Here is a 24,143-nt window from a genome sequence, read left to right as displayed (position 1 = left end):
ACCTTTGAGCCATCCCAACCACGCTCAAGGAGCAACACCATGACTATTCTCGTTACCGGCGCCACCGGCCGTGTCGGCCGCCAGGTCGTCGACCAGCTCGTGCGTCGCAATGCCGACGTGCGCGTACTCGTGCGGGATCCGTCGAAGGCCGACTTTCCCAGCGCCGTGAGTGTCGTTCAGGGCGAAATGCTCGACATCGACTCACTTCGCCGCGCGTTCGCCGGCGTGCGCACATTGTTCTTGCTCAACGCGGTCTCGGGCGATGAATTCACGCAGGCGCTGATCGCGCTGAATATCGCCCGCGAGTCCGGCGTCGAACGCGTCGTATATCTGTCGGTGATGCACGCAGAGCGCTTCGTCAATGTGCCGCATTTCGCCGTCAAGTCCGGTGCGGAGCATATGATCGAGGCGATGGGCTTCAGCGCCACTATCCTGCGGCCCGCGTACTTCATGGACAACGAACTCATGATCAAGGACGTGGTCATCGAGCACGGCGTCTACCCGATGCCTATCGGAACGAAGGGCGTCGCAATGGTGAACACCCGCGACATTGCGGAGGTCGCGGCCCTCGAACTGATCCGTCGGGACGAGGCGGCCGCTCACCTTCCACTGGAGGTCATCAACCTTGTCGGGCCTGACACGCTGACCGGCCCCCAACTCGCCGCCATCTGGACCGACGTGCTCGGTCGTCCCGTTGGCTACGGTGGCGACGACCCGACTGGCTTCGAGCAGAATCTGGCGAGCTTCATGCCAAAGTGGATGGCGTACGAGATGCGCCTGATGGCCGAGCGTTACGTCAGCGACGGGATGGTGCCCGAACTCGGCGATGCCGAGCGCCTTGTCGGCATTTTGGACCGTCCCCTGCACGCCTATCGCGACTTCGCCACCGATCTGGCAGAGGGGCAATCGCAGCGCACCATTTGATTGCCGTGAAAAGCCCGCTCGCTCAACCCAGTTGACGAATCGACCGTTCGACGCGAATGCCGTGCCGCTTCATCTTTGCGTAGAGCGCGGGCTTCGACACCTGCAGGAGCTTGGCGCAATGCGTCACATTGAGGTGGCACGCCTTCAACGCACTTTCGATGGCGAGGCGCTCCGCCTCCTTCAGCGACACCGGCTCGCCATGATGCTCGGCCGACCCATCGCGCGCCGGCGAAACCGATGCGCCGCCCAAAAACGCCGATACATCCGCGACAGGCTCGCCTTCGTTGAAGTTGACGATCTTCTCGACGAGATTCTCGATTTCGCGCACATTGCCCGGCCAGTCATGCGCTTCGAGTTGCCGCAGTGCCCGCTCCGCGATTTCGGGCCTCGGCTTGTGCATGCGCGCGCAATATCGATCGAGGAAGAACGCGGCCATCGCGCGAATGTCCTCGCGACGCTCGCGCAGCGGCGCGATCATGATCTCGATGACATTGCAGCGATAGTACAGATCCTCGCGAAACGTCTTCGCGAGCACCATCGAAGCGAGATCGCGATTGCTCGCGCAGATGATGCGCACGTCGACGGGAATGCCGCGCGTGTCGCCGATGCGCGTGACTTCGCGCTCCTGCAGCACGCGCAAGAGTTTCGCCTGCACGTCGATGGGCAACTCCGAGATTTCGTCGAGGAACACCGTGCCGCCGTCCGCCGATTCGAACTTGCCCGGACGGCCTTCCCGCGCCGCCCCGGTAAAGCTGCCGGGCGCGTGGCCGAAGAGCTCGCTTTCGATCAGCGCATGGGGCAGCGCCGCGCAATTGATCGCGATGAACGGCAGCGCGGCGCGCGCGCTCGCATTGTGGATCGCCTGCGCGAACACTTCCTTGCCGACGCCGCTTTCGCCGGACAACAACACGTTCGACGCGCCGCGCGCCGCCTTCTTCGCTGCATCGACCGCGCGCTTGAGGCCCGCGTTGGAGCCGATCACGTTGTCGAAGGTAAAGCGCGCGTGATTGCCCGCGTAGCGCCCCGCCATCTTGCGCACGCGCCGCATCTCGCGAAACGTGTTCACCACCGACACGACTTCGCCGCAACGATTCTTGATCGGGATAGCGGTATCGAGCAGGTGCAAGTGGCGCGCGGGCGAATCGATGATGAGCTCGCGATCGACGTAACCCACACCTGTCCGATAGATCGGCCCGACGATCGGCTCGAAATCGATCACTTCGTTCAGCGTCTTGCCGATGCTCGTCCGCGGATCGATGCCCAGAATGCGTCCCGCGACCGAATTGACGTGGCGCAACACTTGGCCCTGTCCGATCACCATCAGCCCATCGCCGATATGATCGATGATCGCGCGCTGTTCCTCGACGAGCGTGTCGTAGGCGGCCAGGTCGAACGCGCTTTGCAGCAGCACGTCGAGCGTCGCGCCGAGCAGCGTGATCCAGGGCGCGGGGGTCGCTTCATTCGTCGCTTCATTCGTCGCTTCATCCGCCGCCTTCCGCCAGCGCAACGCGACGAGAAAAACCCGGCGACCATGCGCATCGACACGCAGCGCGAACGCCTGCGCGATCGATGCATCGGCGTCCTGCAGCGCCAGCGTCACGCAGCGGCCGTCCGATGAAACGGTGGCGGCTTCGGCGAGCGCGGCGAGCCCCGCCGAAGGACAGCGCGCGAGGAAGGCATCGAGCGCGGCGTCGCCAATGTGCGCGAGCGGTTCGAGCACATGGCCACTGCGATCGAGCGTGAAGATGCACGCGCCGGCCTCGCGCGCGGCCAGGCGGCGCGCATCGCGCCATCTGGGCGACGCGAGCGCGCTCTCGAGTGTGGCGATGCTGGGATCGAGCGCGACGGTGGCCATATCTACCTGCGATGCGGTGGGTCAACGGCTTCGAATGTAACAGGACAAAATCCCGCCGCCCCGCGCATCGCGGCATCGCGCGCTCAGTCCTTCTGTGCGATCGCCGTGAGCGCCCCGCTGTTCAGCCGGTACACCGTGACAGGCGCATCGATCCAGTCGCCGTTGGAATCGAACTTGACGGGGCCCAGAATGCTGTCGAACGACTGATCGCGCAGCGCCTTCACGAAGACCTCCGGTTTCGCCGATCCCGCCTTGCGCATCGCATCCGCGACGACGAGCGTCGCCGCATAGAACGCGGGCGCGTAGGTATCGACATCGGCGCTGAACGCATTCCTGAACTTCGCGCGGAAGGTCTTGCCCTCGGGCAGCGTGTCGAGCGGCGCGCCGCCTTGCGCGCAGAACATGCGCTTGTCCGCGACGCCCGCCGAGAGCTTGTCGAATTCGGGCGAACAGATGCCGTCGCCGCCGACGAGCGTCGCGCTCAGGCCGAGCTCGCTCATTTGCCGCGCGAGCGTCGCGGCCTGCGCGTAATAGCCGCCGTAGAACACGACCTGCGGATTGCGCGATTTGATCTGCGTGAGAATGGCCTTGAAGTCGGTCGCCTTGTCGGTGCTGTACTCGCGCGCGACGATCTGCAAGCCTTCCTTCTGCGCGGTCTTGATGAACACGTCCGCGACGCCCGTGCCGTAGGCGGTGCGGTCGTCGATGACGGCGGCGCGTTGCGCGCCCAGCACCTTCGACGCATAGACCGCCATGCGCCCGCCCATCACGTTGTCGTTGGTGGCGAGGCGGAACACGTACGGATAGCCGAGATGCGTGAGATCCGGGTTCGACGAGGCGCCCGTCATCATCACGACTTTGGCGTCGTTGTAAATGCGCGCCGCCGGAATGCTAACGCCCGAGTTGTAATGGCCGATGACCGCCGACACGCCATCGTCGACGAGCTTCTGAGCGACGTTCACGCCGACCTTCGGATCGCCCTGATCGTCCATCGAAATCAGCTCGAATTTCACCGGCTTGCCGGCGATCGCGAAGCCCTTCGCGTTCAATTCGTCGATGGCGAGTCGCACGCCCCGCTCGTCGTCCTTGCCGCTCGACGCCGCACTGCCGGTCAGCGGGCCGGCCACGCCGATCTTCACGACTTCCTGCGCATGCGCCGCGCCGCATAGCATCGCCGCGCATGCAATGAACGTGATTGCCGTCTTCATCGGTTTCATCGTGATTCTCCCGTCGCAGTGAGTGTCAGATTCTCAAGAAGGTCCCGTACCGGCGACAAGGTGTCGAACTCGAAATCCGGGCGCGGCTGCCACGCGCCGAGCGTGTCCGCGCCGCGATTGATCCATGCGACCGCCATGCCGAGCGGCTTCGCGCCGTCGATGTCGGCCCAGCTCGCGAGCGAGCAGTGCAACACGTCATGCGCCGGCAGCGCGAGGCGGTCGAGCGCCAGCCTGAAGATCGCCTCGGACGGCTTGTACGCCTGCGCCATCTCGGCCGTCGTCACATGCTCGAAGTAGCGGGTGAGCTGCGTGCGCCGCCACAGGTCGCTGTCCATGTTGGTGATCGGCATCAGCGGATAGCGCGACGCCGCCCAGTCGAGAAACGGCTCGGCGTCCTCATGCGCGGGCGACGCCTCGACGAGATGCGCGAGAAACAGGTCGGTCAGCTCGTCCAGCGCGTGGCCCTTGCGCGCGCCGGGCCAGCGCGCATCGAGCACGGCGGCGAGCGCCTCGCCCGCCACGTCGCGGTAACGCGCATACGCCTGCCCGCGATACAGCCGCACATTGCGAATATCCCAGTCGAGATAGATGTCGAACATCGCGTCGCCGGTCTCGATCGACAGACGCCGCAACACTTCCGCGATGCCGAGCGTGCCGCCGCGATCCACATCGACGAGCGTGCCGAAGTAATCGAACGTCAAGGCTTTGGGGTTCATTGCGCGCGCTCCTTTCTCGTGGCGAACTGCTTGACGCGTTCGGCGGCGTCGGGATCGGCGAAGGCGTCGATCGTCGCGTCGAACTCGAGTTCGAGACTCCGTGCGAGCGATTCGCTCAATTGCGTGGTGACGAGGCGCTTCAGCCGCGCGATGGATCCCGGCGATTGCTCCGCGATGCGCGAGGCCAGCGCGATCGACGTATCGAGCATGGCGTCGCGTGGCACGACGCGATTGACGAGTCCCATCGACATCAGCGATTGCGCGCTTTGCCGCTCGCCGAGCAGCCACAATTCCATTGCGCGTTGATGGCCGAGCGCCTGCGGCAGCAAATGCGTGACGCCGCCCGTGACGAACTGGCCCCACGCCATCTCCGGAAAGAACGCGACGAGATCGTCGGACGCCACGACCATGTCGCAATTGAGCATCCATTCGAAGCCGCCGCCGACGGCAAAGCCATGCACCGCGCCGACGACGGGCTTCGCGTTGAACATCAGATCGCGCGTGATGCGCTGAATGCGCTCGATATGCAGACGAATGCTTGCGTCAGTCGCGCTCTGCTCGCCGAACTCCTTGAGATCGTCGCCCGCGCAGAACGCGCGGCCCGCGCCCGTCAGCACGATGACGCGGCACGAGGCGTCGTCGTTCGCTTCTTGCAGCGCCTCGTGCAGATCGTCGAGCAGCGCGCCGCCGATCGCGTTCATGCGCTCCGGGCGGTCGAGCGTCACCACCCGAAGCGGTCCTTCCGTGCGTGTCCTGACGTAGCTCATGCGGGCTCCCTGTCGATCCAGCGTGTCTTGCCTTCGGTGCGCGGAAAGTGCTCGAACGGGACGATGGTCACAGCCGCGCTCGCGCCGATGCGTTCGCGCACGGCCGCCTCGATGCGCGCGGCGGCATCGTTCCAGCGTGCGACGGGCAAGCCGTTCGCGGCCTCGACCGTCATCGCGATGCGGTCGTATGGCCCCGGCCCTTTCAGCACGATGCGAAACATGCCCGAGGCCCATTGCGGCAACGCCTCGACCGCGAGCCGCACCGCGCCCGGGAACACGTTGACGCCACGCACGTTGAACATGTCGTCGGTGCGGCCCGTCACGCGAAAGCGCCAGGCGCTGCGGCCATCGGGGCCGGCGTCGGTGGCCGTCACCGTGACGACGTCGCGCGTGCGATAACGCACGAGCGGCTGGCACTGCTTGCGCAGATGCGTGCAGACGAGTTCGCCCGTCGTGCCGGCTTCGATCGGCAGACGCGCGAGCGTGTGCGGATCGATGATCTCGGCGAACACCACGTCCGCCGCGTGATACAGCAGATCGGTCGTCCAGTCCGTTTGCCCGCCGAGAATGCTCAGCACTTCCGAAAGGCCGAAGTTCGCATTGCGCACCGCGAAGCCCCACTTCTCCTCCATCGCGGCGCGCAACTCCGGATTGTCGAGACCGGCCTCGCCGCCGAAAAGCCCGAGCTTCAGCCCGAGATCGCGCGGCGCGGGGCCGCCGGTCTCGCGCAGCACCTGCTCGATCAGCGCCGGATAAGACGGCGTGCACGAAATCGCGTCGATGCCGAGATTCAGGATCGAATCGATCAGAAGCCGCGTGTTGCCGACGCCGAACGGCACGACGGTCGCGCCGGCGGCTTCGAGAATCGTGTGATCGGTGAAGCCGCCCGTCCACATGCAGTAGTTGAGGCAGTGCACGACGCGATGCTCCGGGCGCAGTCCCGCCGCCCACATCGAGCGCGCGCCGACGCGGGCGATATCCGCGGCATCGCGCGCGCTGTTGGCGAGGATCAGCGGCCGTCCCGTCGTCCCCGACGTACGATGCAGCCGCGCGATGCCGCTCTCCGTGCACGCGACGTAATCGCCATACGGCGACGCGTTCTCCTGGCTTACGCGCAAGTCGTCCTTCTCGGTGAAGGGCATCTCCTGCAGCGTGTCGAGCGTGATGTCGTCGCGGCCGGCCCAGCGCTCGAGCTTCGTGCGATAGAACGCGGACATCGCGCGCAGATACGGCCAGTGAGACGCCCATAACGCATCCTGATGACGCCGCACTTCGTCGAGCGGGAGCGTCTCGAACGCTTCGTCGAAGTAGACGCCGCGCGCCGGCGAATGAACTGCTACGTTCATGTGTGGTCCTCTGTCGTGTTGGCGTTATTCGGCGCGGCGGCGTTTGGCGGCGCGTGCTTCGATCGCGGACCGCTCGACGATCGCCCGCGCGTGGCTCGCGGTGCCGATCGGCCCGCCCGCATCGGTGGCGACGATGTCGAACCAGTACAGCGCGCCGTCGATGTCGCGGAAGGTCGCGGTCGCGGATACTTCGGCGCCGAGCGGCGTCGGCGCGAGATGGTTGAGATGCGTCGTCACGCCGACGGACAGTTGCCCGTCACCGATGGCGTCGCGCAGCACATCGGCAGAAGCGCGCTCGATCAGCGACAGGAGCGCGGGCGTGGACAGCACGTCGGGGTAGCGCTCGTCCGCGTCGCGCGCGTGGGCGGATGCGAGATCCGCGGATGTGACGGTGTGGGTGAGCGTGGCGGCTCGGCCTCGTTCGATCATGTGCGGCTCCGGGTTGTGTAGCCGCCAATAAGGCAAGGTCCGGGCCATATGGGCCGAAGCCCCGTCGGGCGGGGCTTCGGGCGATTTTGCAAGACGTTGGAACGGCGGACCGTTAAGATTCTTGACGTTTCGATTCGCTACGGACGTCTTGGCGGCTGATGCGGCAGTCGCTGCACGGTGACGAGCGTGCGCGGGTCTCGACATCCATCACGGATGAAACCGGGGCGAGTTCCGCATGAAGTCAGACCTCAGCGACAACCCGTCCGAAGGCCTCCCGCACGGCGTCGCAAAACGCGTCGGCCACAACGGGAACGGGCCGGGAGGCATTCGTCACGATATAAAAATGATCGTGCACGGCAGGCGCGAAACGCTTCACCGCCACACGTTGCCGTGCGTAGGCCGCCGTCACCGGGTCGATGAGCGCGACTCCCGCTCGATTGGCGACCAGCGCCACGATCGCTTGCGATAACTGCGCCTCGATCACGAGATTGCGGGTCACGCCCGCTTCCACGAAGACGCGGTCGATCGCGGCGCGGGCGTCGAAGCTGTGCGGAAACGAAACGAAGGGCTCGCCGCGCAGGTCGTAGGGACTCAACGATGCACGGCGCGCCAGGCGATGCCCGCGCGGCACGATACATCGCATCACCGCGTTCGGAAGCCGCTCGCTCTTCACGGCCGGATGCGGGATAGCCTCGGCGGTCAGGCCCACGTCGCACTGGCCGGACGCAACCTTGTCGACCACCGTCGTCGCACTGTGCGCGAGCAGACTCACGTCGATGCCCGGATGCTGCTCGACGAAACGCGCGATCACCGCCGGCAGCAGATCGAGCGCGACGGCGGGCGACCCTGCCACGCGCAGCGAACCGCGTCGCATCGCGCGAATCTGGTGGGCCGCCTGCGTGATCCGGTCCAGTCCGACGAACGCGCGCTCCACTTCCTCGAACAGCACGCGCGCTTCGGCCGTGGGCGCAAGCCTCCCCTGCTGCCGTTCGAACAGCACGAAGCCGACGCGGCTTTCGAGATCGGCGATAAGACGGCTCACCGCGGGCTGCGAGATATGCAGCGACTCGGCGGCGCGCGTGACGGTGTGTCGAAGCATGACCGCGCGAAACGCTTCGATCTGCCGGATTTTGAGCTCGGACATTTCCATAACATTGAATTATAGATGACCGATCATTCGGCATTTGACGGGCGTTTTTTATCCGCCGAAAGTTGCGTCTCGATACATCAATGCAGGCACAAAGCGCAATTCATGCACGTTGATCTCGCCCATAACACATGCTGCCGGTTCGATATCGTGGTCGCGGGCGGCGGACTCGTCGGCATGGCCATCGCCTACGGGCTCGCGCGTGCGGGCCAGCGCGTTGCCGTGTGCGACGGAGCCGACTCCGCGCATCGCGCGGCGCGCGGCAATTTCGGCCTTGTCTGGGTGCAGGGCAAAGGCGGACGATGCCTGCCGTATGCGCAATGGTCGCGCGAGTCGTCGGAGCGCTGGAGCGCTTTCGCCGCGCAATTGAAGCGCGAAACGGGCATCGACGCCGGATTCGAACGGCCCGGCGGCATCGAGTTGTGCGAGACGGCCGAGCAGCTCGAAGCCGGCCGGCAGCTGCTCCAATCGATTCATGCGCAGGACGCATCGCTCGACTACGAAGTGCTCGACATCGACGCGCTCAAGGCGCGTGTGCCTTCGGCATCGGACGAACTTGCGGGCGCGCTCTATTCGCCGCACGATGGCCACGCGAGCCCGCTCTACACGCTGCGCGCCATGCAGCAGGCCTTTGCGTCGCACGGCGGCACGTATCTTCCGCATAGCGAGGTGCGCGAGATTCGCCCTCGCGCGGGCCGCTTCGAGATCGACACGACGCACGGCATGCTGCAAGCCGGACGCGTCGTGCTCGCCGCGGGTCTCGACAACAAGCGCCTCGCGCCGATGGTCGGCATGAACGCGCCGATCACGCCTCTGCGCGGTCAGATCATGGTGACCGAGCGGCTCGCGCCGTTTCTCGACTATCCGACGCTGGTCGTGCGGCAGACGCGCGAAGGCTCCGTGCTCCTCGGCGACTCCGCCGAGCAGGTCGGCTTCGACGACGGCCAGACACGCGCCGTCATGGCCGATATTGCCCGGCGCGCACGCACCGCGTTTCCGGCACTCGCGCATGCGCGCATCGTGCGGGCATGGGGCGCGTTGCGCATCATGACGCCGGACGGACTGCCGGTCTACGAGGAATCGGCGGCGCATCCCGGCGCGTTCCTCGCCATTTGTCATAGCGGCGTGACGCTCGCCGCCGCGCACGCGGACGTCATCGCACCGTGGATCGCGGGCGGCGCACGTCCCGCGATTCTTCATCCTTTCGTCGCCACGCGCTTTTCGAATTAGACATGCCCACGCACTTCGAATCCCTCGCCACGCTGTCGACGCCGCTGGTGTGCATCGACATCGACGGCGCGCATCGGCAGGTGCCGACGCATTACACGGTCGCGGCGGCGCTGCTGGAAAGCGGCACGCTGGCGTGCCGGAACACGCCGGTCAGCGGCGCACCGCGCGGACCGTTCTGCATGATGGGCGTGTGCTTCGACTGTCTGGTCGAAATCGACGGCGTGCCGAACGTGCAGGCGTGCATGACGCGCGTGCGCGAAGGCATGCGTGTGCGTCCGATGTCCGGCAAGGCGAGACTCGCATGACACGGCATCCGGCACAGTCGAAGTGCGATCTGCTGATCATCGGCGCCGGGCCTGCGGGCATGTCGGCGGCGATCGTCGCGCGCCGCGCGGGCCTCGAGGTGTTAGTCGCGGACGAAGGCGAAGCGCCCGGCGGACAGATCTATCGCAACGCGTCGCGGTCTCCGCTCGCGGATGCATCCGTGCTCGGCGACGACTATCTCGCGGGACGCGCGCTGATCGACGCTTTCGAGGCCAGCGGCGCGACCCATCTCGCGCGCTGCGTCGTATGGCAGATCGAGTCCGGAAACGGCCGCGCCGTCGCCATGCTCACGCGCCGCGCGCACGACGGCGAGCCCGGCGGCACGCTCGACGTTTCGGCGCGCGCGGTGCTCGTCGCGACCGGCGCGCAGGAGCGTCCGTGGCCCGTGCGCGGCTGGACCTTGCCGGGCGTGATGGGCGTCGGCGCGGCGCAGACGCTGCTGAAGTCGTCCGGATTGGCGCCCTCGCAAGACGCCGTGCTCGCCGGCTGCGGACCGCTCTTGTGGCTGTTCGCATCGCAATTGCTGAATGCGGGACGCCGTGTGCGGGCCATCATCGACACGACACCGCGCGATGCCTGGCGCGCCGCGCTGCCTCATGCGCTCCCCGCACTCGCCGGCGCCGACTATCTGCTCAAGGGTCTGCGCATGATGCGCGCGGTCAAGCGCGCGGGCATCCCGGTGCATCGCCGTGCTGGCGCTTTTTCGATCGAAGGCGAAGGACGGGTCGAACGCGTGCGTTTCGTCGATGAACAAGGCGCGTCCCGATCGATCGGCACGTCGCTCGTGCTGCTGCATCAGGGCGTGATTCCGTCGACGCAACTGTCGCGCGCGCTCGCTTGCGAGCACGAATGGGATGCGTCGTCGGCCTGCTGGCGGCCTCGCACCGATGCGCGCGGGCGCAGCAGCGTGAAGAACGTGTGGATCGCGGGCGATGGCGCGGGCATCGGCGGGGCGAAGGCCGCCGCGCACGCGGGCACGCTTGCGGCGCTCGATATCGCGCGCGAACTCGGCGCGCTCGATGCGCCAGCCCGCGATGCACGCAGCCGTCCTGCGCGGCTTGCGATGAAACGCCATCTCGCCGTGCGTCCGCTGCTCGATGCGCTCTACGCGCCGCCCGCCGCGCTGCGCCGTCCCGCCGACGACGTAATCGTGTGCCGGTGCGAGGAAGTCACCGCGGGCGAGATTCGCGCGATCGCGGCGTTGGGCTGCCAGGGACCCAATCAGATGAAGGCATTCTCACGCTGCGGCATGGGCCCGTGTCAGGGCCGATGGTGCGGCACGACGGTCGGCGAACTGATCGCGCAGGTGCAGGAGCGCGCGGTCGGCGATGTCGGTTACTACCGCATCCGCGCGCCGATCAAGCCGGTCACGGTCGATGAAATCGCCGAGTCCATCGCGCTCGACGACGACTTCGCACGCGGCGAATTTCCCAGTTGAATCCATCCACGACAGACGAAACGACACCCCACACACGGAGCCCCCAATGAAGACCACCCGCGCAAAGACGATGTCGACCGCCGCCGCGCTCGCCCTGATGGCCGTCAGCACGATGGCATCGGCCAAGGAATGGAGCACGATCCGCGTCGGCGTCGACCCGACCTATCCGCCGTTCGAATCGGTCGCGAAGGACGGTCAGGTCGTGGGCTTCGACGTCGACCTCGGCAATGCACTGTGCGCGAAACTCAAGGCGAAGTGCGTCTGGGTGCAAAGCAGCTTCGACGGCCTGATCCCCGGCCTGCAGGCGCGCAAGTTCGACGTGATCCTGTCATCGATGGCAGCGAACGCGAAGCGCCGCGAGCAGATCGATTTCACGGACCGGCTGTACCGCAACCAGACGCGCCTCATCGCCAAGGAGAGCGCGCATCTGCTGCCCGACGCGTCGAAGCTCGCGGGCAAGCGGGTGGCCGTCGAACAAGGCACGGTGCAGGAAACCTATGCGCGGGAAAAGTGGGCATCGTCCGGCGTCGAAGTGGTCGCGTATCCGAGCTACGACCAGGCGTATGCCGATCCGACGGCGGGCCGCGTCGATGCGGTGCTGATGGATGCCGTGCAGGGCAAGCTGGGTTTTCTGGCGACGCCCGCGGGCAAGGGTTTCGCATTCGCGGGCGATGTGGTCTATGACGCGAAGATCATGGGCGACGGCGACGCCGCCGGCGTGCGCAAATCGGATCCGGAACTGCGTGAGGCGTTGAATGGCGCCCTCGCCGAAATGCTGCGCGACGGAACCTATCGCAAGATCGAAGCACGGTATTTCGATTTCGACATGTACGGGAAGTAATGTCCGTAGCTTGGCGCGTACACAGGGTCGCTCGTGAGGGCGGCCTCGAACACACGCTACCCGGCCGCGGCGGCGTCCTCGCCTAGTCGAAGCGGCGCGGCCAAAAACGTCCAGCAGTGCGCCGAAGAGGCGACTGTCCGTGGTCTTGCCGCGCCGTTGCTTGACGGCTTTTACGCCGCTCTATTTAGCGATGCCCACGCGTTCGCAGTCCGCGATCGCGCCGTTGCTGCCTTGCGTGTACTGCAGCGTGTAGCCGTTCTTGAGACCGCGATTGGACGCCAGCACGATCTGGCCGAGCGTGGTCGTCGTGGCCGCGCGCGTCGAACGTTGCTCGATGATCAGATCGGCGAGTTCGGGGTTCGCGCGCGCCGCGTCCGCATCGATGATGCGTCGCGCGTTCGACACGCTGCCGCGATACCAGCCGTAGAACGGGCGATACGCCGGACCCGCGTAATGGCTGTCGATGATCATGTACGGATCGAGACGCTTCAGCGCGGCCTCGACGTCGTCGTCGTTGAGGATGTACGCGAGATCGCCGCCCAGACGCGAACCCGGCTCGCCGATGTGCGCCGGATCGTAGCGCCAGCCGTCCGGCCCGTTGCGCAACTGCGACCACGTCTTGCCCGTCCACGTGACGACGTGCGACAACGCGATCGTCGACGTCGCCGTTTCGGGCGCCGTCACGCCGTTGACCTTCTTCGGCGCCTGCGTGATATAGAGCAGATCGCCCGGCAACAGCAGCTTCGACGTCGCATCGAAATTGCCGTGGTTGATGTCGAGCAACACGCCCATTTGCTTGACGCCCGCCCATTTCGGCGTCGTCGTGGCGCCCGCGGGCGTCATGCACGCCTGCGTCGTGATGCCGGTTTCGACTTCGCGATTGTCCGTGGTCAAGCCCGCGAAGTTGTAGACCCACGCGGTGAAGTCGGAGCAGTCGACGCCGTGCCACTGAATCTGCGCCGGCTCGAGCGCGGCCGCGTTCGTTTCGCCCTTGCGCTGCACGACCTGGGAGCCGTCGACGCCGCTGCGCTGCGCCGTGCACGTCATGCCGTACTTCTGCGCCGGATCGGTCTTTCCGCCCGACGTGCTGCCCTTGGACGAGTTGCGATATTTCGGATCGGCATCCGACGAATCGTCGAACGGCAGCCAGCCCGGAATATGGTGGTGGCAATAGTTGATGTTCTGATCGACCCAGTAATTCTCGACCGCGATCACCAGTTCACGCTGGAACGTGCCGATATCCGCGCACCCGGCGGGCGCCTGGATCGCGCCGTACTGGCCGGCGAGCGGCCCCCAGCTGCTCGGCGTCTTGAGCGTCGACCAGTTGGTCTTCGTCAGCTTGCCGGTGAGCTTCGCCTGCACGTCGTTTCGGCGGCCATCGAAGAGCGCGAGGTTATCGGTCAGAAGCGCGACGCGGTCGCCGCACGTGCTCGCGCTGCCCTTCGCGGTCTGCACCGCGCCTGGCATCACCGGCTCGATCTGTGCGACCGACCTGATGCCCGAGCGGTTGCGCGGATTCGACATGTACGTCGCCGCGCCCGTCGTGATCGAGCAGTTGCCGCCGCCCGGCGCGCTCACCGTGCCGTCTTCCGCGATGTTGCCCGCGCCCGCGTGACACGACGTCAGCGTGTCGCCGTTGGCCGCCTGCGCGACGATGTCCTGCGTGCTCGCCTCGATGCTGCTGCCGTCGGCCGTGCGGCTTTCGGACTCCGCGCCGAGGGCGAGCGCCATCTTCGCGCCGTCCGTGACCGTCGACGCCGTGCCGGCCGCGACGAGTGCCGGCATGGTTTGCTGCACGTCGATATCGCCGGCGAACGCGTTCACGCGCGCCATAGCCGCCGCGATATTGCCCGCGATAAGACCGCCCGCGGCGCGCGCATCGGCGACGATCGCATTCGAATACGCGGAGACGACCATCTGCGAAGGCGCGCTCAGATAGACCGCGTCGAGTTCGCCGGTGAGCGTCGTCGCCGTGCCGTTCGCTTCTTCCTCGAAGCTGCCGCCCGTCACGCGCACGAGCAGCGGATAGCGCAGCGTGCCCGTCAGCTTGAACGTGCCGTCGCTGCCGGTCGTGGCGATGGCGGAAGCCTTGTCGGCGACGGTGCCGTCGGCCGCGATCTCATGCACGGTCACCGATGCGTTCGCGACCGGGCCCATGTATACGCCGCCCGACGTCGACGGAGTCGATCCGCCGCACGCGGACAGACACAGGGAAAACGCCGCGCTCGCCGCGGCGGTGAAAAGAATGGGCTTCACGATGACCTTACCGATAAGGATGCGGGCGCGGCGATGAACCGCGCTTGATGTGTCCGATGCGGCTTTCGGAAAGCCGACCATCGACGTCATCAGCGTAAGGCAAGCGTCAGCACCGCGATCCGGCGATCAGACTCGAAAACGGCCGGTTGTTCAGCGGATTCGAAAGGCTAAAGAAGAGCGGATCGTGGCCGCGCGGCGCATCCGTGACGTCACGCTCGACCGCCGTGCCATGACAGGGTCTCGCTGATTGCTCTCGGCCACTAGCGGTTGTTTATCGCCACGCTGAGGTTCAGACCGGATCAGGGTCGCCGTTTGCTTCGCCCATCAGCGGATTTACCAGCGGGCTTGCGCGACCCCGCCGCTGGCTTGCCGGCGGATTTGCCGCGTGGCTTCTGCACGCCGAAAGGATTGCTGCCAGGCGAGATCATGCCTTTGTCCGCGTCCGCAACGCGGGACGTCGAGGCCGGCGCGACTTTGGGCTTCTTCGGCTTTTTGGGTTTCTTGATGATCTGGCCCGTCGCGCTGGTTTGCGGCACGCGGTGTTCGGCCTCGAAACCCGGCTCTTCTTCACGCGGCAGCGTTTGCCGGATCAGCGCTTCGATCGCGGCCAGTTGCGGCGCTTCATCGGCACACACCAAGGACACCGCCACACCGCTGGCGCCCGCGCGTCCGGTACGGCCAATACGGTGCACATAGTCCTGCGCGACGATCGGCAGATCGACGTTGATCACCAGCGGCAAGTCATCGATATCCAGCCCGCGCGCGGCTACGTCGGTGGCGACCAGCATGCTCACTTCGCCCGTCTTGAAGCGCTCGAGCGCACGCAAGCGCGCGGGCTGCGGCTTGTCGCCGTGAATGGTGTCGACGGCGTATCCCGCTTCATCCAGCATCGCCGCCAGATAATCCACGCCATTGCGGGTTTTGACGAACACCAGCGCGTGTTCCCAGTTGTTCTCGGCCACGAGATGCATGAAGAGATCAGGCTTGTTTCTCTTGTCCACCGGCACGACCCACTGCCTGATCTTGCTGGCCGTCGCATTGGGCGGACTGACGCTGATATTGACCGGCCCGCGCAGAATGCCCGCCGCCATCGCGCGGATATCGTCGGTGAAGGTGGCGGAGAACAGCAGCGTCTGGCGCTCGGTCGGCAACGCCGCAAAGACAGCGTTGAGTTCGCGCGCAAAGCCGAGATCGAGCATGCGGTCGGCTTCGTCCAGCACGAGCGTCTGCACTTGATCGAACTGCACCGCGTTCTGCCGATTGAGATCCAGCAAACGGCCCGGCGTGGCGACGAGCACATCGACGCCCTTGCGCAACTTCATCATCTGCGGATTGATGCTCACACCGCCGTAGGCGGCCAGATATCGCAAGTCGAGGCCTTTGCCGTATTCGATGAAACTCTGCAGCACCTGTTCTGCCAGCTCACGCGTAGGCACCAGCACCAGAACGCGCGCCCGGTTGCTGGACACCGGCGGACCGTGCTGCACCAGCCGTTGCAACAGCGGCAGCGCAAAACCCGCCGTCTTGCCAGTGCCGGTCTGCGCCGCAGCCATGACGTCCTTGCCGCCGAGCACGGCAGGAATCGCCTTCGCCTGCACCGGCGTAGGTGTCCGATATTCGAGGTCCTGCAGATTACGTAATAACGGACCGATCAGGCCAAGCGAGGCGAAGGACATGCACGTATTCCGGGCTAAAACCGCAATTTTAGCTTTACGAAGCGCGCATCGGCGGCGCGCGCCATCGAAAGCGGCGCGAAAGCTCGGGTTCCAGATTCGCATCGATGAACCCGCCGCGCTTGCGAGATCGAGGAGACACCGCGATGACCCGCTTCATCGATTGCGATGATGGATGAAAAGGCCCGCGTTTAGAATGCGCTCTTCGCTATCGGCGCAACGGCTATTCGAACAAACGCTGTCACTGCAGCGACAAGGACAATCGAGACCATGCTCAGAAAGAAGGTAATTCCGCTCGCTTTCGCGATTCTTCTCCATGCGTTGCCCGCGAGCGCCCAGCAGACGACGAACCGCGACGAGTTTTACTGGCTCGGCGAAATCAACAAGGCTACCGCGGTCATCAATAGTCAGGAAGGGTTGCTGGACAAGGCGTTGGTGCCCGGCATCGCGGCAGGCCTCGCCAAAGTGATTCACGACGGCAATCAACCCGGCGGCAAGCGCCCTTCCACCGTCATCACATTCGAGCCGCTGCTGATTCAAGCCGCAGGAATGGATGTGACGCTGCTGCACGCCGGGCGCTCCAGCCAGGACATGCATGCCACGTATCGCGCCGCCATCTTGCGCGACGATATGCTGCGCCTCGCCGAACAGTTGAACAAGACATCCGCGACGCTCGTGACGCTGGCGCAAAAGCACGAGCGCACCATCGTGCCGAATTACACCAATGGCGTCGCCGCCCAGCCGAACAGCTACGGGCATTATCTGCTCGGTTACGCTGCCGCCCTCGATCGCGACGCGCAGCGCATCCGCGAAGCGTACGCACGCATCGATCTGTGCCCGATGGGAACCACGGTGCTGAACGGCACGAGCTGGCCGCTGGACCGCGTTCGCATGGCGCAATATCTGGGCTTCGCCGACATCGTCGACAACGCCTACGACGCGCATCAGATCGCCGCGGTCGATCATCCGGTAGAAGTCGGCTCGATCGTGACGAGCATCGCGCTTCATGCGGGCAGTTTCATCGAGGACGTCATGACGCAATATGCGCAGCCGCGTCCGTGGATTCTGCTTCAGGAAGGCGGCAACAACACCTACGTTTCCAGCGCGATGCCTCAGAAGCGCAATCCGGGCCTGCTGAATTCGACACGCGCGGATGCATCGACTGCCATCACGCTCGCGATGGGACCGGTCATTCGCGCACACAATCTGCCGCCCGGCATGCCGGACGCGAAGGAAGTCAGGGACAACAAGGAAATGGTGAACAGCGCTATCACCGTCCTGCGCAAATGGGACGACATTCTCAAGGCTTTGGTGATCGATCAGGGCCGGGCGCTGGAGGAACTGAACAGCGACTGGACCGCATCGCAGGAAGTCGCCGACGTGCTGATGCGCAAATACAAGCTGCCTTTCCGATTGGGCCACCACTTCGCGTCGGAGGTCGTGGAATACGCGCGAGCGAACGATATCAAGCCCAGCGATTTCCCCTACGATCAGGCGCAGCGCATCTACGCCGAAACGACCAAAGGCTACGGCAACGGCGTGCTGCCGATGAGCGAAGAGGAATTTCGTTCGACGCTGAATCCGGCGGCTATCGTCGATAACCGGCGTACCGTCGGCGGGCCTCAACCGGCCGAGATGGAACGCATGCTGACTGCGGCAAGAGCGAAGATCGCGCAGCAGGACGCATGGGTGGCCGAGAAGCGCAAGACGATCGATTCATCGTTGGCCGGACTCGATCGTGACTTCGACAAGCTCTTGAGCAGCCGGTGATCGTCCGGGTGTTGCAACGGGCTGCTCGACCCAGGCGAATGAACGCTCAGAGTGCCGTCAGACGGCGGTCCGGCGCATCGTCGAGATTCGCGCGGGCCGTCGCGGCTCGCGCGATTTCAAGCCGGTTGCCGCCGCGCGATTTTGCGCTGTAGAGCGCGCGATCCGCGGCAGCGAGCACTTTTTCCAGCGTGTCTTCATCGGTGCCGATGCGTGCCATGCCGATACTCACCGTCGCCTCGATCTCCACGCCGCCCGCCGTGCGCGTGACGGTCTGCGCGAAGCGGCGAACGACGGCTTCGGCCAGGTCTTTCGCGCGGGCGCTTTCGTGCCCCGGCAACAGCGCGGCAAACTCTTCGCCGCCGATGCGCGCCAGGATCACATCGCGTCCGAGCACGCTGCGCAGAATCTTCGCGAACGACTTCAGTACGTCATCGCCGGCTTCGTGGCCGAAGCGGTCATTGATCGCCTTGAAGCGGTCGAGGTCGAGCGCGAGACACGACGCCGGCGGAAAGGCGTCGCTTTCGCGGATGACGCGTGCGCCTTCTTCGAAGAACCATCGGCGGTTGCCGAGACCCGTGAGGTAATCGGTCTGCGATTCGCGTCGCAGATCGGCGTGGGCTTCGTCGCGCGCGAGGCGCAGGAGCGTCATCGGCAGAACGACGGAATAGAGCACGCCTTCATACATCGTCGCCTGACCGGCGATCGCCAGCAACTGCGGTCCGAACGACGCCGCCAGCCACGGCAGAATCGCGGCCCTGAATGCGTAGAAGAGCGCGTGGCCGCCCGTGACGGCCACGGCGATGTTGCGCGACTGCTTCCATTTCGAATCCCGCGTGCCGAGGAGTTCGCGCGCAGTCAGACCGCACACCACGGCAATGGGAATGGCGCTGATGTACGCCCACATGACCGCTTCGCCGCGCTTGCCCGCGATGGCCCAGGCGAGCGCGAGCATCGACAGGATGCCGACGGCGAACCGGCCGTAGCGGCGTCCGTTCAGGAGCGCGACGCCTTGCAGATTGAGCAGATACCCGCCGACGATGATGAGATTCGACACCGCGGCCCCCACGACGCCGGGGAGGCCGGGCACGCCGTGCCGCATCGACGCGGCGGCGCAGCCGAGCGCGAGCGTCGCATAACCGGCCGCGAGCACGCCGAGTTCGCGCCTGCGCCGCGGATACGACCGGCGCTCCCAGAGCGTCAGCGCGCTGCTGGCGAGGAGCGTTCCTATCGCTAACAGGTAAAGGGTGATGAGGTCGACACGCATGCGCTCGTTAAGCCTTCTTCCGGCCGAAGACGATCTGACATGACTCGTTTACGGCTGCAGAATCGGAAAATTTAGGCACGCGTGCCGGATTCGGACGCGTGCCGTCAGCCTGATTTACCGCGCCCCGTCTTTTGCTGAAGTTCGTCGATGCGGCGGGACGCGTCGGCTTTCGTCAGGGTTTCGTCGAAAGGCTCCTTGGCTTCTTCGCAGAGCGTTTTGAGGTAAGACGCCTGCGCGCCGGTCATCGGCTCATCGCCTGTGGTCCAGTCGGCGGGGTCTTTTTCCGCGTTCGACGTCGGGTGCGATTTGGGGTTGTCTTGCGGATCGGCGGATTTCTGGGTCATGCTGGGATCTCCTTGCAATGCCCCTTGCTGCGCAAAGAATGTGCCCTGCCTGGGCGAAAGCCCCGACGAGGCGCTTCTTGGGTGCCTGCCCTGGCCGATGGCCGGCAATCGCGTGTATGTCCGCGCGAGCGCTCCTTGATGACGGTGCGCATCCGGGTCTGCGCAGTCGGAGGGTGGCGGCAGACGGCCGCCACCCACGTTCTCCTGTCGTTGCTGCCCGCCCGCCGGCCTCAGTTCGTACGCACTTCGATTCGGCGCGGCCGGGCTTCGTCGCGGCGCGGTATCGTCAGCTTCAGCACGCCGTTCTTCAGGTTCGCATCGATTTTCGATGCGTCGAAGTCAGCCCCCAGCGAGAACGCCCGCGCGAAATGAGGCTGGCGGATCTCCGCATGCTGCAGGCGCAGTCCTGCCGGCGTGGGCACCACCGCCTCGGCCTCGATGTACAGGTTGCCGTCGTGGACCTTCACATCGAGCCGGTCCTTCGTCACGCCGGGCAGATCCGCCCACAGAGTGACGCCCTGGCTATCCTCGAAGACGTCGACGGGCGGCGCCAGCGTGATCCGGCGTGGCGACTGCTCGTCGTCGCGCCGAGCCACCGTCGTGTCGTCTTTCCTGGCAAGTTTGGTCGTGTCGTTCATGATGTCCTCCTACGTTCTGCGACGCGTTTCATTGAACCGTGATGGCGCGCGGCTTCGACGTCTCCCGCTTGCCGATGCTCACGGTCAGGCAGCCATTGGTGTACTGCGCCGTGACCTTGTCGGGGTCCGCGTGCTGCGGCAGCTCGATGACGCGCCGGAAAGCGCCGACGAACCGCTCCTGCGCATAGGTACGCGTGTCGTCGCCGGCTTCCGGCTGTGCGCTCCCGCGCTCGCCGCTGATGGTCAGCAGCCCCTTGTCGATCGATACATCGAGGCTGGCCGGATCGACACCCGGCGCGAACGCGACGATCTCGATCGAGTCGTCGGTCGAACCGATGTTGACCTGCGGGAAGGCGCCCGAGCGCCCGGAACGGATGCTGGAGGGGAAACCGCCGAAGAGGCTCGCCATCTGCTGTTGCAGACGGTCGAACTCGCTGAAAAGGTCGGTCCCGAAGTAGAGATCGCTCATGGTCATTTCCTCCTTGAAACCAGCAGGAAGACGAACCGGCCTACGCGCTCCAGTTCGTCTGCCATGCTGCGGGCAAACAAATCGAAACACGCAGCGCGCCGGACTGCTGGCGCGACTGCCTGAGCGGAATTCAAGATAGGATCCCGAGCGGAAATTTCAAGGGGATTTTTGCGACTTTCCGCTCTTGAATTGGAATGCTCGCACCCTATCTTCACGACGCTTCCGACGGACCATGCGAGGACATCATGGAATTCGAATACGATTGGCTGACCCTGGGCCGGCACCGAATCCGGCTGCGCTCGACAAGGGGTTTTCCGACCGAGACGATGCGTACGGCGGTCGAGGTCATCCGGCTGGCGATCGACAGCAACATGAGCGCGCGTGCGCGGCTCGTTGAAGTCGTCTTCCAGCAGGAATCTGCTTACGAGATTGCCGTCGGCACCACGTTCGCCGACGACCGGTTATGTGCGCCGCAACTGGAGGTGGCGATCGCGACGGTCCTCGGCCTGCAGCCCACGAAGATCAATATTTCCGTGACGGTGGTCACGCAGGAAGAGGTCGATCTGCACTTCGGAGTCTACGAGAGAATGCTGGCCGAAAAGCTCGGCGTGGTGCCGCCGATCCAGTGAACCGTCGCACGCGACACCAGAGCTCCAGACCTGCGGCGAACAATGAGTGCGCGACCTTGTCCCGGCGTCCGGTAACCTCGAGCAGGGGCCGGACCTTCGATCTCGCGTCACGCCATTAGAACTCAACCGCCCTTTCCTTCCCTGAGCCGCGCGCGATGCGCGGCGACTTTCGCGCGGTTCCCGCAACTGGCCATGCTGCACCAGCGGCGAGCGTGACCGCGCGTGTGATCGGCGAATAGCAGCGTGCATGTCGGACCTTCGCACGCTTTGACGTAGGTGAAATCCTCTTCGCAGACGAGTTTCGCGAGCGCCTCGACAATCGGCATCAGCAGCGACTCGGCCGTCGGATAGCGGCGCTGCATCGCGAATGCAAGCCCGCTCGAAGCGCTCGCATCCGCGACGATCGCGCCGTGTTGTTCATCGCGCTTCAGCACGGTGTTCAGCGCTTCCAGTTCGCGCAGGTCTTTAGCCGCGAGCGGCCGCCCCTTGTTCTTCTGCACGAACGATCTGAACCATTCGCGCAAGCCGCGCGCCTTCGCCGCGACCTCGTCCAGTTCGGCGGGTGCGATTTGCGAACGCATGTGCGCAAGCACGTCGGCGGGCACGAGGCTCGCCTGTTCGAGCCAAGACAAAAAGCCCTCGCCGTCGGCGAGCCAGTCGACGGGTTCATCGACCGGCGTGGCAACCGAGTTGAGAAAGTCGAGGCCGGGCGCGTCAGCCACGAAGAATGCGGGAAGTGAGCGGTATTCCATTTCTTCGGTCCAGCGGTGTTTCTACGATGACTTCATCGTAACCGCTAAAAACGCACTTGACAAGTTACCCAGTCGATAAGTAACCTTCATCGCAGACGTTTAACGGTTACACGAACGAACGCCCTCACTCGCGGAGAAACAACCATGTCCACCATTGCTCATCGCCATATCGACGTCGACGGTTTCAACGTGTTCTATCGCGAAGCCGGTCCGGCAGACGCGCCGAAGCTGCTCTTGCTGCATGGCTTTCCCAGTTCCAGCCACATGTTTCGCGGCCTGATTCCGCTCCTGGCCGACCGCTTTCATATCGTCGCGCCCGATCTTCCCGGTTTCGGCCTCTCCGACATGCCGAGCCGCGACAGCTTCGCATACACGTTCGATAACATCGCCGGCGTGATCGACCGCTTCACGGAACGGGTCGGCTTCGATCGCTATGCGGTCTACGTCTTCGATTACGGTGCGCCGACCGGTTTCCGCCTCGCGCTGAAGCATCCGGAACGCATCGCGGCGATCGTTTCGCAGAACGGCAATGCCTATGAGGAAGGACTGAGCGACGGCTGGAGTCCGATCCGCGCGTATTGGCAGACGCCGACGCAGACGAATCGCGATGCGTTGCGCGCGATGCTCACGAAGGACACGACGAAGTGGCAATACACGCACGGCGTGCCCGATGCGTCGGCGGTTTCGCCCGATGGTTACTCGCTCGACGACTACTATCTGAACCGTCCCGGCGCGCACGAGGTGCAGCTCGATCTGTTCGCCGACTATCGCAACAACGTCGCGCTTTATCCGGCGTTTCAGGCGTATTTCCGCGAGCATCGGCCGAAGTTTCTCGCCGTGTGGGGCAAGAACGATCCGTTCTTCCTGCCGCCGGGCGCGGAAGCGTTCAAGCGCGACATCCCGAACGCGGACGTGCGCTTCTTCGATACGGGCCACTTCGCGCTCGAAACGCACGCGGCGCAGATCGCGGCGGCGATCAAGGAATTCCTCGCCGACTAATCACGGGTAAGCAAGGCCGGGCGCGCACCCGGCCTTCGCTTTTACTGCGACATCGCGCCCGAAGCCGGATGGTCCATGCCCATCGCGTTGTTCTTCTTCATCTTGTCGCTCTTCTTCATCGAGTCGTGCGACATCGCGTCCTTGCTCATCGAGTCGTGAGACATGCTGTTTTTGCTCATGGCATCGTGAGACATGGCGTCGTTGGACATCGCGCCGCTCGCCTGCGCGAACGCGGACGAAGCGCCGAGCGCCATCATGGTTGCAAACACTGCGGTGATCAGTCGCTTCATGGTGCATCTCCTTCGTGGGTTGAAAAGCAAAAAATGCGGTGCGGCGATCAGGAACCGCCGAACCAGTTGTAGCCCTGGTCGACCCAGTAGCCGCCCGGATACGTATTGGTGACGAACATCTCGACGATGTGCTTCGGGTTCTTGTAGCCGAGCTTGGTCGGCATGCGCAGCTTCATCGGATAACCGTATTTCGCGGGCAGACGCTCGCCGTCGTATTCGAACGTGAGCAAGGTCTGCGGATGCAGCGCGGTCGGCATGTCGATGCTTTCGTAGTAGTCGTCCGCGCAGCGAAAGCCGACGTATTTCGCGGTCGTGTCCGCGCCCACGCGACGCAGAAACTCGGAGAACGGCGTGCCGCCCCATCGCCCTATCGCGCTCCAGCCTTCGACGCAGATGTGCCGCGTGATCTGCTCCGCGTGGGGCAGCGCATACAGCTCGGGCAAGGTCCACACACGCTTGCCCGTGACGAGGCCGCTCACCTTCAGCCGATAGTCGCCGCCATCGACATGCGGCACGTCGTCGATGCCGTAATACGCGTTGAACGGAAACGGTCGCGTGAGCTGCGCTTCGGTATAAGTGGGCGCGAAACGCTTCGGGTCGAAGAGCAGCGCCTGCGCGCGATCGTTCAGGCGCGAGACGGCGGTCAGGAACGTGTTGACCGAGTCTTCATCGGTGATGGAGCAGCCGGTCAACAGCGACAGGCCGCCGAGCGTCAGCATGCGCTTGCCGAAGAGACGCCGCGAAGGCATGTCGAGTTCGCGGCGCGCGTCCGCGAGTATCGAGGCGCGGTCGAGCTTCATGATCTTTCTGTCGTTCGTGTTCATC

24 protein-coding genes are annotated in these 24,143 nt (G+C 65.0%); 8 read left to right on the top strand and 16 right to left on the bottom strand.

What is annotated here, in order from left to right; all coding sequences use genetic code 11:
* The first annotated feature begins 39 nt into the window (after positions 1-39).
* The gene (locus LDZ23_RS34180; protein ID WP_008345627.1) at positions 40-924 is read left to right on the top strand and encodes an SDR family oxidoreductase; all 885 of its coding nucleotides are present in this window, start codon (positions 40-42) and stop codon (positions 922-924) included.
* 22 nt (positions 925-946) lie between these two features.
* Here LDZ23_RS34180 and LDZ23_RS34175 read toward each other — a convergent pair whose 3' ends face one another.
* The 7 genes from LDZ23_RS34175 to LDZ23_RS34145 all read right to left on the bottom strand — a co-directional run bounded on the left by LDZ23_RS34175 (position 947) and on the right by LDZ23_RS34145 (position 8,404).
* Positions 947-2,779, bottom strand: coding sequence for a sigma-54 interaction domain-containing protein (locus LDZ23_RS34175; protein ID WP_008345628.1), 1,833 nt, complete (start codon positions 2,777-2,779; stop codon positions 947-949).
* An 83-nt stretch (positions 2,780-2,862) separates the two neighbouring features.
* Positions 2,863-3,996, bottom strand: coding sequence for a branched-chain amino acid ABC transporter substrate-binding protein (locus tag LDZ23_RS34170; RefSeq protein WP_008345630.1), 1,134 nt, complete (start codon positions 3,994-3,996; stop codon positions 2,863-2,865).
* Entirely contained in the window at positions 3,993-4,712 is a 720-nt protein-coding gene (locus LDZ23_RS34165; RefSeq protein WP_008345631.1) for an HAD family hydrolase, read from the bottom strand. The genes LDZ23_RS34170 and LDZ23_RS34165 overlap by 4 nt, the downstream gene beginning before the upstream one ends.
* Positions 4,709-5,479 carry an enoyl-CoA hydratase/isomerase family protein gene (locus LDZ23_RS34160; RefSeq protein WP_033535650.1) on the bottom strand — a complete coding sequence of 257 codons (771 nt, stop codon included), beginning with the start codon at positions 5,477-5,479 and terminating at the stop codon, positions 4,709-4,711. Before LDZ23_RS34160 ends, LDZ23_RS34165 begins: the two co-directional genes overlap by 4 nt.
* The gene (locus tag LDZ23_RS34155; RefSeq protein ID WP_008345635.1) at positions 5,476-6,825 is read right to left on the bottom strand and encodes a phenylacetate--CoA ligase family protein; all 1,350 of its coding nucleotides are present in this window, start codon (positions 6,823-6,825) and stop codon (positions 5,476-5,478) included. Before LDZ23_RS34155 ends, LDZ23_RS34160 begins: the two co-directional genes overlap by 4 nt.
* Positions 6,826-6,849: 24 nt before the next feature.
* The gene (locus LDZ23_RS34150) at positions 6,850-7,254 is read right to left on the bottom strand and encodes a thioesterase family protein (protein ID WP_008345636.1); all 405 of its coding nucleotides are present in this window, start codon (positions 7,252-7,254) and stop codon (positions 6,850-6,852) included.
* Positions 7,255-7,495: 241 nt separating this feature from the next.
* Positions 7,496-8,404 carry a LysR substrate-binding domain-containing protein gene (locus LDZ23_RS34145; RefSeq protein WP_008345638.1) on the bottom strand — a complete coding sequence of 303 codons (909 nt, stop codon included), beginning with the start codon at positions 8,402-8,404 and terminating at the stop codon, positions 7,496-7,498.
* Between the two features lie 102 nt (positions 8,405-8,506).
* On the opposite strand from LDZ23_RS34145, the gene LDZ23_RS34140 reads away from it, so the two are divergent.
* Genes LDZ23_RS34140 through LDZ23_RS34125 form a run of 4 tightly spaced genes read left to right on the top strand, consistent with a single transcriptional unit; the run spans position 8,507 to position 12,234 of the window.
* The gene (locus LDZ23_RS34140) at positions 8,507-9,631 is read left to right on the top strand and encodes an NAD(P)/FAD-dependent oxidoreductase (RefSeq protein ID WP_051078950.1); all 1,125 of its coding nucleotides are present in this window, start codon (positions 8,507-8,509) and stop codon (positions 9,629-9,631) included.
* A 2-nt stretch (positions 9,632-9,633) separates the two neighbouring features.
* Complete coding sequence (locus LDZ23_RS34135) at positions 9,634-9,936, top strand: (2Fe-2S)-binding protein (RefSeq protein WP_008345641.1); 303 nt, start codon at positions 9,634-9,636, stop codon at positions 9,934-9,936.
* Positions 9,933-11,393 (top strand): NAD(P)/FAD-dependent oxidoreductase, encoded by a 1,461-nt coding sequence (locus tag LDZ23_RS34130; RefSeq protein WP_034471093.1) that lies wholly within the window; start codon positions 9,933-9,935, stop codon positions 11,391-11,393. The genes LDZ23_RS34135 and LDZ23_RS34130 overlap by 4 nt, the downstream gene beginning before the upstream one ends.
* Positions 11,394-11,439: 46 nt before the next feature.
* Complete coding sequence (locus LDZ23_RS34125) at positions 11,440-12,234, top strand: ABC transporter substrate-binding protein (RefSeq protein ID WP_244808883.1); 795 nt, start codon at positions 11,440-11,442, stop codon at positions 12,232-12,234.
* Between the two features lie 180 nt (positions 12,235-12,414).
* Here LDZ23_RS34125 and LDZ23_RS34120 read toward each other — a convergent pair whose 3' ends face one another.
* Positions 12,415-14,511, bottom strand: a complete 2,097-nt coding sequence (locus LDZ23_RS34120; RefSeq protein WP_033535689.1) for a hypothetical protein — start codon at positions 14,509-14,511, stop codon at positions 12,415-12,417.
* A 278-nt stretch (positions 14,512-14,789) separates the two neighbouring features.
* Complete coding sequence (locus LDZ23_RS34115) at positions 14,790-16,166, bottom strand: DEAD/DEAH box helicase (RefSeq protein ID WP_008345649.1); 1,377 nt, start codon at positions 16,164-16,166, stop codon at positions 14,790-14,792.
* A 267-nt stretch (positions 16,167-16,433) separates the two neighbouring features.
* On the opposite strand from LDZ23_RS34115, the gene LDZ23_RS34110 reads away from it, so the two are divergent.
* The gene (locus LDZ23_RS34110) at positions 16,434-17,933 is read left to right on the top strand and encodes an argininosuccinate lyase (protein ID WP_008345650.1); all 1,500 of its coding nucleotides are present in this window, start codon (positions 16,434-16,436) and stop codon (positions 17,931-17,933) included.
* Between the two features lie 46 nt (positions 17,934-17,979).
* On the opposite strand, the gene LDZ23_RS34105 is transcribed toward LDZ23_RS34110, so the two are convergent.
* From LDZ23_RS34105 to LDZ23_RS34090, 4 genes are all read right to left on the bottom strand, one after another.
* Complete coding sequence (locus LDZ23_RS34105; RefSeq protein ID WP_008345652.1) at positions 17,980-19,197, bottom strand: GGDEF domain-containing protein; 1,218 nt, start codon at positions 19,195-19,197, stop codon at positions 17,980-17,982.
* A gap of 104 nt (positions 19,198-19,301) precedes the next feature.
* Positions 19,302-19,541 carry a DUF3072 domain-containing protein gene (locus LDZ23_RS34100; protein ID WP_008345654.1) on the bottom strand — a complete coding sequence of 80 codons (240 nt, stop codon included), beginning with the start codon at positions 19,539-19,541 and terminating at the stop codon, positions 19,302-19,304.
* A gap of 230 nt (positions 19,542-19,771) precedes the next feature.
* Positions 19,772-20,179 carry an Hsp20/alpha crystallin family protein gene (locus tag LDZ23_RS34095; protein WP_008345656.1) on the bottom strand — a complete coding sequence of 136 codons (408 nt, stop codon included), beginning with the start codon at positions 20,177-20,179 and terminating at the stop codon, positions 19,772-19,774.
* 28 nt (positions 20,180-20,207) lie between these two features.
* Entirely contained in the window at positions 20,208-20,648 is a 441-nt protein-coding gene (locus LDZ23_RS34090) for an Hsp20/alpha crystallin family protein (RefSeq protein ID WP_008345658.1), read from the bottom strand.
* A 245-nt stretch (positions 20,649-20,893) separates the two neighbouring features.
* Here LDZ23_RS34090 and LDZ23_RS34085 point away from each other — a divergent pair, with 245 nt between their 5' ends.
* A complete protein-coding gene (locus LDZ23_RS34085; RefSeq protein ID WP_033535688.1) occupies positions 20,894-21,277 on the top strand; it encodes a hypothetical protein in 384 nt (127 codons plus the stop codon).
* A 122-nt stretch (positions 21,278-21,399) separates the two neighbouring features.
* On the opposite strand, the gene LDZ23_RS34080 is transcribed toward LDZ23_RS34085, so the two are convergent.
* Positions 21,400-22,029, bottom strand: a complete 630-nt coding sequence (locus tag LDZ23_RS34080) for a CGNR zinc finger domain-containing protein (RefSeq protein ID WP_008345661.1) — start codon at positions 22,027-22,029, stop codon at positions 21,400-21,402.
* 144 nt (positions 22,030-22,173) lie between these two features.
* Between LDZ23_RS34080 and LDZ23_RS34075 the strand changes: the two genes are divergently transcribed.
* Positions 22,174-23,028 (top strand): alpha/beta fold hydrolase, encoded by an 855-nt coding sequence (locus LDZ23_RS34075; protein WP_244808882.1) that lies wholly within the window; start codon positions 22,174-22,176, stop codon positions 23,026-23,028.
* A gap of 41 nt (positions 23,029-23,069) precedes the next feature.
* Here the strand turns inward: LDZ23_RS34075 and LDZ23_RS34070 are convergent, their stop codons facing one another.
* Together LDZ23_RS34070 and LDZ23_RS34065 are read right to left on the bottom strand one after the other, a co-directional pair.
* A complete protein-coding gene (locus tag LDZ23_RS34070) occupies positions 23,070-23,318 on the bottom strand; it encodes a pentapeptide MXKDX repeat protein (protein WP_244808881.1) in 249 nt (82 codons plus the stop codon).
* A 47-nt stretch (positions 23,319-23,365) separates the two neighbouring features.
* Positions 23,366-24,142 (bottom strand): molybdopterin-dependent oxidoreductase, encoded by a 777-nt coding sequence (locus LDZ23_RS34065; RefSeq protein WP_008345666.1) that lies wholly within the window; start codon positions 24,140-24,142, stop codon positions 23,366-23,368.
* Position 24,143 lies beyond the last annotated feature (1 nt).

The organism is Caballeronia zhejiangensis, from assembly GCF_022879815.1.
Lineage (GTDB): Bacteria > Pseudomonadota > Gammaproteobacteria > Burkholderiales > Burkholderiaceae > Caballeronia > Caballeronia zhejiangensis.
This window is presented reverse-complemented; position numbering and strand designations above follow the sequence as displayed.

Coding starts and splice junctions, on each gene's coding strand:
- LDZ23_RS34180 (WP_008345627.1), top strand. CDS start 40: ATGACTATTCTCGTTACCGGCGCCACCGGCCGTGTCGGCCGCCAGGTC.
- LDZ23_RS34175 (WP_008345628.1), bottom strand. CDS start 2,779: ATGGCCACCGTCGCGCTCGATCCCAGCATCGCCACACTCGAGAGCGCG.
- LDZ23_RS34170 (WP_008345630.1), bottom strand. CDS start 3,996: ATGAAACCGATGAAGACGGCAATCACGTTCATTGCATGCGCGGCGATG.
- LDZ23_RS34165 (WP_008345631.1), bottom strand. CDS start 4,712: ATGAACCCCAAAGCCTTGACGTTCGATTACTTCGGCACGCTCGTCGAT.
- LDZ23_RS34160 (WP_033535650.1), bottom strand. CDS start 5,479: ATGAGCTACGTCAGGACACGCACGGAAGGACCGCTTCGGGTGGTGACG.
- LDZ23_RS34155 (WP_008345635.1), bottom strand. CDS start 6,825: ATGAACGTAGCAGTTCATTCGCCGGCGCGCGGCGTCTACTTCGACGAA.
- LDZ23_RS34150 (WP_008345636.1), bottom strand. CDS start 7,254: ATGATCGAACGAGGCCGAGCCGCCACGCTCACCCACACCGTCACATCC.
- LDZ23_RS34145 (WP_008345638.1), bottom strand. CDS start 8,404: ATGGAAATGTCCGAGCTCAAAATCCGGCAGATCGAAGCGTTTCGCGCG.
- LDZ23_RS34140 (WP_051078950.1), top strand. CDS start 8,507: ATGCACGTTGATCTCGCCCATAACACATGCTGCCGGTTCGATATCGTG.
- LDZ23_RS34135 (WP_008345641.1), top strand. CDS start 9,634: ATGCCCACGCACTTCGAATCCCTCGCCACGCTGTCGACGCCGCTGGTG.
- LDZ23_RS34130 (WP_034471093.1), top strand. CDS start 9,933: ATGACACGGCATCCGGCACAGTCGAAGTGCGATCTGCTGATCATCGGC.
- LDZ23_RS34125 (WP_244808883.1), top strand. CDS start 11,440: ATGAAGACCACCCGCGCAAAGACGATGTCGACCGCCGCCGCGCTCGCC.
- LDZ23_RS34115 (WP_008345649.1), bottom strand. CDS start 16,166: ATGTCCTTCGCCTCGCTTGGCCTGATCGGTCCGTTATTACGTAATCTG.
- LDZ23_RS34110 (WP_008345650.1), top strand. CDS start 16,434: ATGCTCAGAAAGAAGGTAATTCCGCTCGCTTTCGCGATTCTTCTCCAT.
- LDZ23_RS34105 (WP_008345652.1), bottom strand. CDS start 19,197: ATGCGTGTCGACCTCATCACCCTTTACCTGTTAGCGATAGGAACGCTC.
- LDZ23_RS34100 (WP_008345654.1), bottom strand. CDS start 19,541: ATGACCCAGAAATCCGCCGATCCGCAAGACAACCCCAAATCGCACCCG.
- LDZ23_RS34095 (WP_008345656.1), bottom strand. CDS start 20,179: ATGAACGACACGACCAAACTTGCCAGGAAAGACGACACGACGGTGGCT.
- LDZ23_RS34090 (WP_008345658.1), bottom strand. CDS start 20,648: ATGAGCGATCTCTACTTCGGGACCGACCTTTTCAGCGAGTTCGACCGT.
- LDZ23_RS34085 (WP_033535688.1), top strand. CDS start 20,894: ATGGAATTCGAATACGATTGGCTGACCCTGGGCCGGCACCGAATCCGG.
- LDZ23_RS34080 (WP_008345661.1), bottom strand. CDS start 22,029: ATGGAATACCGCTCACTTCCCGCATTCTTCGTGGCTGACGCGCCCGGC.
- LDZ23_RS34075 (WP_244808882.1), top strand. CDS start 22,174: ATGTCCACCATTGCTCATCGCCATATCGACGTCGACGGTTTCAACGTG.
- LDZ23_RS34070 (WP_244808881.1), bottom strand. CDS start 23,318: ATGAAGCGACTGATCACCGCAGTGTTTGCAACCATGATGGCGCTCGGC.
- LDZ23_RS34065 (WP_008345666.1), bottom strand. CDS start 24,142: ATGAACACGAACGACAGAAAGATCATGAAGCTCGACCGCGCCTCGATA.